Raw genomic sequence first — 4989 nt, forward strand, 5'->3', positions numbered from 1 at the left:
ACTTCGCATCTGGTACCGAGGCCCCGTCCAATGGGGATCAATCCACTTGCAGATCCCGCACCGCTTCGAAGTGCCGTCACAAGAGACGGCAGGCCAACCGGTCAAAATCACTGTGTCGAGGATCTAGTAGCCAGCCCACTCGATGATGCCAATTGTGTAGGCGGCCGAGATTGCCACGGCATAGGTTATGACCTCTCGGCGCAAGGGGCACCGTCGAGATAATTGCCACAGCCAGATAGCGAGACGAGGAAGCGGGGCCATGAGGGCTCCTGTCGCAGGGGGAACCAGGAAAACCATGATCTGCAACGGAGATGGGTGTCGGGCCTCAAAGCGGGGTCAGGCCCAGATTCGAGACGGTCTGAGAAGGACTGAGGCAGGATCGCATGCGCAGGCTTGAGCTTATTCCTTGGCCCAGTTTTCGATCGTCAGGCCATCGACCCTCCGGAACTCATTCTCGTTGTTGGTGACAAGGGTCAACTCCAGGCTCTTGGCATGGGCGGCAATCCAGAGGTCGTTATTGCCGATGAGCTGGCCGCGGGCAGCCAGATCGCCGCGGATCGTTCCGTAGGCTTTCGCCACGTCAGAGGCCATCGGCAAGACCGGGATCAACGCAGTTAGTTCCTGCAGGACCAATGTTGCTCGGTCCGAATCGTCGCTTCTGCGAACACCGTAGATCAATTCACCATAGGTCACGACGGAGATCGCTGTTGAGCCGGGGACGAGTGTCTTGAAGCGCTTGAGGACGCCTTTGGGGCGCTCCCTGCGAATGTAGATGCAGATGTTGGTGTCCAGCAGGTAGCGCGGCTGGGTCATCAAAGCCCCTCCCGCTCCTGTGGAGGCGAATCCACGCGGACGATGTCAGGCAGGTCACAGAAAAGCTCGAACGCGCGGGTCAGATCCTGACGCTTCTCACGCAGGACGATCTCGTCCCCACGGCGGAAGATTTCGACCTCATCGCTGTTCAGGCGAAACTGCTTGGGCAGCCTGACCGCTTGGCTATTACCAGACCGAAAAACCTTGGCCGTAATCACTGGCACCTCCGTATATACGTTGAAGTATATACGGAGGTGCCGCACCATTACAAGCCGATGTTTCCAATACGGGCCGGCTGTCACCCACCTGGTTGCGGCGAGCCCACGAGGCTTGGCGATTGGCACTGCAGCGGGAGCATGCTGGGGCTATTGAGGCATGATGCCCAGCGCCAGCCTCTCAAGCGCCTGGATGGCCGGGTTGTGGCCGGAGAGGGCCCGACGCTCGTGGTGATCAAGGTCACGAAACAATTTCCAGGAAACGCCTATTTCTTCGCCGGTTGTTCGGCCTCCATACATAGTGCGACGCCGATGATCAGAACGAGAGCAGGCGCGGGTCTGGGGAGAGATCAAATCCCTGAAGCCGTTCTTGGTCAGCGCCCGACTCTGATAGCCGTGCGTCCATGACGGCCTCAAATCCGTATTGCGGATGTGTTCATGAACCGAGTTGGTACGACAGGGCCGTCACGCTAGCGCTGGCAACACCGGCCCGTGTAGGACCTTGGACTTGACCTGATGGACAGTGTCAGAGCGAGGTGCACTCTGGCAGCTTGAATAACGGCTTGGGGCTCCGGCGGGCCCTCAAGCCCTGCGCCGGCGGCGCACCGCGCAGCGGCTGTGGGGCTTGATCGCCCATCGTGGCCAAGCTGAGAGCAACCATGCCAGAACGGCGGTTCCGAACTCGGCTTCTCGTACAAAAGGCGACTTGGCCCGATACTGTTCGATAAATCAAATCCTGACTTTCACACCCCAGCACCCGAAAGCACAACACCGAAGACTGCTACCAGAGCGGGGTTCAACGGGTCACGACGCGACCCAGCAGGAATCCACAGTTTTTGCCGGCGAACCCTGACATCCAGGCTGCCGCTCCATCCAGCCCACATGTTACGTAGCAATCATTGGTACTTTGTTGCGGAGATGCATCATGACTGAGCCCAAGAGCTCCAAAGAGAAGTTCACTGAAAAGCTGACAAGCATGGACCTAAAGGCGGCCACCGGCGCGGAGGACGGTGACTTGCAGCACGAACTCATTCGTCAGGCCGTCAGTGCGATCTACCCACCCAGTTCTCTCCAAGAGGGCGAGACGATGACGCGCGCGTCCGCCTGTGTCACGGCTCTCGCTGCCCTGAAGCCGCAGGATGAAACGGAGGGGATGCTCGCCGTGCAGATGATCTCCGTGCACAATGCGGCTCTAGAATGCCTCCGGCAAGCTGTGGCCCGCGGGACCCCAGAAGGCCAAGACCTCAGCTTGCGGCAGGCGAGTAAGTTGATGACCGTGTTTCTTCGGCAGATGGAGGCGCTCGACCGGCACCGTGGCAAGGGTGCCCCAGCGGTCAATGTTGAACATGTTCACGTTGAGGCAGGAGCGCAGGCGGTTGTCGGCACGCTCAAGGCTACGCCGCCGCAGGAGCGCAAGCGGGCACGCAGAGCATCGCCGTCCCCAGCCCTCGCGCACCAGCCCGTGATCCAGCTTGATCTGGAGCGGCGACCCACGAGTTCGGTGGGCGCAGACGAACGGCTCAAACGCTATCCAGTGGAGGCGACGGTCAATACAAAGGTCGGCAGCCATGGGTGATCATGCTCGCAACACAGGGCCGATGCGGGCCAGCCCACGCTGTGGGGCGAAAACGCGGGCTGGCACGCCTTGTCAGGCGCCAGCGGTGCACGACAAGCAGCGTTGCCGAATGCATGGTGGAGCGGCCGGAGCGGGAGCGCCTAGGGGCAACCGAAATGCCTTGAAGAATGGACTGCACACTCGGGAGATGATCGAACAGCGTCGCGTGGTGCATGCGCTGTTGAATTGGTCGCGCGAGATCCTTGACGAGATCGGGTGAGCCTATGGCAAACAACGCGTCCAGAAAGAATGGTGCTTTCGGCCTTCTTCCTCAATAGAAGGTGCAGTCGTTCTCCTGATTGCCAGGGGTCAGTTGATGCGGCGTCAATCGTGGTGTCGCTTACACCGCCTGGCCGAACCGATTGCCGGCGATGGCATTCATCGCCCAACTTATCCGCCGCTTTGTCACGGGTGAGCCACTGGCTCACCAAGGTCGAGTTCGCCCATCCTAAATCCCGATTGATCAGGCCTTCGGCATGTTTGAGGAGATGCATGAGTGCCTGTTTCCGGATCGTCAAAGGAGACCGGCTTTCAGGCGCCGCAGGCGCTGCGGCTCCCAGATCCAGTCGATAATTTCCTTCACCCAGACCGCCTCGATGATATCGCCAGGGCCACGACGCTCGTCACCTTCGACAGGAGGTCGTTAGATTCGTCTTCGCTTTCGACTTGGATGAGGGGGCGCTCAGCAAAAGGGAGCCCAGGTCGCGGGGCAGGACGTGAAGATCGGGGGCGGGCAAGGCGGTATCCTAGCCGGGTAGGGGTGAGAGCGAAGGCTTGGATTGGTTAGGCAGGGGTGAAACGCATCCTCCCTAGTGTCTGGGCCGTTTTCTCGATCCGCCTGACCTAAGAGCCTCCGCCACATCAGGCCGCTGCAATCGGTCATAGACTGAAGCGATATAATCAGGGCCGGTCTTGAGGCCCTCAAGGGGCACCAGCCACAGGAACAGGGGTTTCTGCGGGCTCGGAACAACACCAGGAATATGAAGCCAGCCGCTCACGGCGAGGTTCTGCTGCCGCAGGATCGTTGCCTCCGGTGCATTGGCAATCCTGCCGTTGAGCGAGTCCAACTGGGAATAGGCGTCCTTCCGGGGATAGGCGCGGCGGATGGCGTGCTCAGGGCGAGCAATGAACGGCGACACGGATCGTGGTGGCAGTCCAGCCTCCGAGAACATTTTGAGCAACTGCCGGTTCGCGTTGGCTAAGGTCGAGACGACACGTGCCACGTTCTTTCGGAACTCGTTATCTTGGTCCGAGTCGATTGACACCATGGTCTCGCCGAGAACGGCGTTCTGAAGCGTCAACGCATTGCGGACGGCCTTTAGGTAGTTGTGACCATTGCGGCGATCCGGCTCCAGATATGCGCCCTCGGCCCACTCGTTCCAGGCGTTGACAAACACGTAACGCAGCTCGGATGGGTATTCTCGTTTGGTCTTTGCAACGAGGTAGCTCAGCCAAGCCTCGAACATTTCGGGCGACGCATTATGAAACACGTGCCCGGCCGCACCCTTGCGACTGGTATTGTCCCAGGACGGCATCGCGGTGCGGAAGCGCAAATAGCCAGGATCCGGGCGTTTGATCTCACTGGCCACGACCTCGTTGTAATCGTATACCTTGCCAGAGAAGCCAGGCACCAGTCCCTCAACCTCCTGCGTCCGCTCCTTCGCCAAGACGCCATGGGGGGGAAACTGGCACGAGCTATCGCCCCCAAACTGGTGAGGGTTCTCTAATCCGAAGGTCTCGGCCATGCAGACGTGGAGGTCCGGGAAGCCGGCCTCTTTGGCAATGCTTCTCCAGCGAGCGATCACGCGTTCCGCATTGGACAGCAAGGACACCTGATAGACCATCAGCAAGGGGGCGCCGTTGATCTTGATGTACCGCGGATGTTTGAAGTACGGGATCACGGAGTGAATAAAGGCGATATCGTCGTCTTCTGTGTGCTGCTGCGCCATCAGCACATCGTTTTCCGAGCCGTCCCATCGCCTTGACCAGTTCTCGTTCGCCCAGCAGAGGCAGAAATCAAGATCAAGATTCTGATTCACATGCCGATCGATCGGCATTGTCATCAGCTGGGTGCCGGAGAACCAGTAGTAGTAGTAGCAGAATGCCGACACGCCATACTTCTTGGCGAGTTCAACCTGTTTGGCTTGAATCTCGTCAAGGCGTAGATCGTAATAGCCGAGGTCTGCTGGGAGGCGCGGCTGATAATGGTTGGTGAAGCTAGCCGTTCTTATGCACGAGAGGGCTGGAGAGGGCTGGCGGATGTAGCTTAAGCGCTTGAAGCAGCGTAGGATTTGGTTGCTGAGACCAACCCCTGCCACCGATTGCACTGTGCCACACCCGCCATGA

General features: G+C 59.4%; 5 protein-coding genes. 2 read left to right on the forward strand and 3 right to left on the reverse strand.

Annotated features, from left to right (window positions below; translation table 11 throughout):
* Positions 1 to 399: 399 nt before the first annotated feature.
* Both vapC and FS320_RS37725 read right to left on the reverse strand, forming a co-directional pair.
* Entirely contained in the window at positions 400 to 813 is a 414-nt protein-coding gene (gene vapC / locus FS320_RS37720; protein WP_152717408.1) for a type II toxin-antitoxin system tRNA(fMet)-specific endonuclease VapC, read from the reverse strand.
* Complete coding sequence (locus FS320_RS37725; protein ID WP_152717409.1) at positions 813 to 1079, reverse strand: antitoxin; 267 nt, start codon at positions 1077 to 1079, stop codon at positions 813 to 815. Before FS320_RS37725 ends, vapC begins: the two co-directional genes overlap by 1 nt.
* 874 nt (positions 1080 to 1953) lie before the next feature.
* On the opposite strand from FS320_RS37725, the gene FS320_RS37730 reads away from it, so the two are divergent.
* Complete coding sequence (locus FS320_RS37730; RefSeq protein WP_152717410.1) at positions 1954 to 2604, forward strand: hypothetical protein; 651 nt, start codon at positions 1954 to 1956, stop codon at positions 2602 to 2604.
* A 22-nt stretch (positions 2605 to 2626) separates the two neighbouring features.
* Entirely contained in the window at positions 2627 to 2863 is a 237-nt protein-coding gene (locus FS320_RS49985) for an HGGxSTG domain-containing protein (protein WP_152717411.1), read from the forward strand.
* 589 nt (positions 2864 to 3452) lie between these two features.
* Here FS320_RS49985 and FS320_RS37740 read toward each other — a convergent pair.
* Positions 3453 to 4989 (reverse strand): glycosyltransferase WbsX family protein (locus tag FS320_RS37740; RefSeq protein ID WP_192926391.1); only part of this gene is annotated, 1537 nt, incomplete at its 5' end.

The organism is Microvirga tunisiensis (assembly GCF_009296175.1).
Classification (GTDB): Bacteria; Pseudomonadota; Alphaproteobacteria; order Rhizobiales; family Beijerinckiaceae; genus Microvirga; species Microvirga tunisiensis.

What these genes read in the sequence shown, in the direction of transcription:
- FS320_RS37725 (WP_152717409.1), bottom strand. Translation starts at nt 1,079, where the DNA reads ATGGTGCGGCACCTCCGTATATACTTCAACGTATATACGGAGGTGCCA.
- FS320_RS49985 (WP_152717411.1), top strand. Translation starts at nt 2,627, where the DNA reads ATGCGGGCCAGCCCACGCTGTGGGGCGAAAACGCGGGCTGGCACGCCT.
- FS320_RS37730 (WP_152717410.1), top strand. Translation starts at nt 1,954, where the DNA reads ATGACTGAGCCCAAGAGCTCCAAAGAGAAGTTCACTGAAAAGCTGACA.
- vapC (WP_152717408.1), bottom strand. Translation starts at nt 813, where the DNA reads ATGACCCAGCCGCGCTACCTGCTGGACACCAACATCTGCATCTACATT.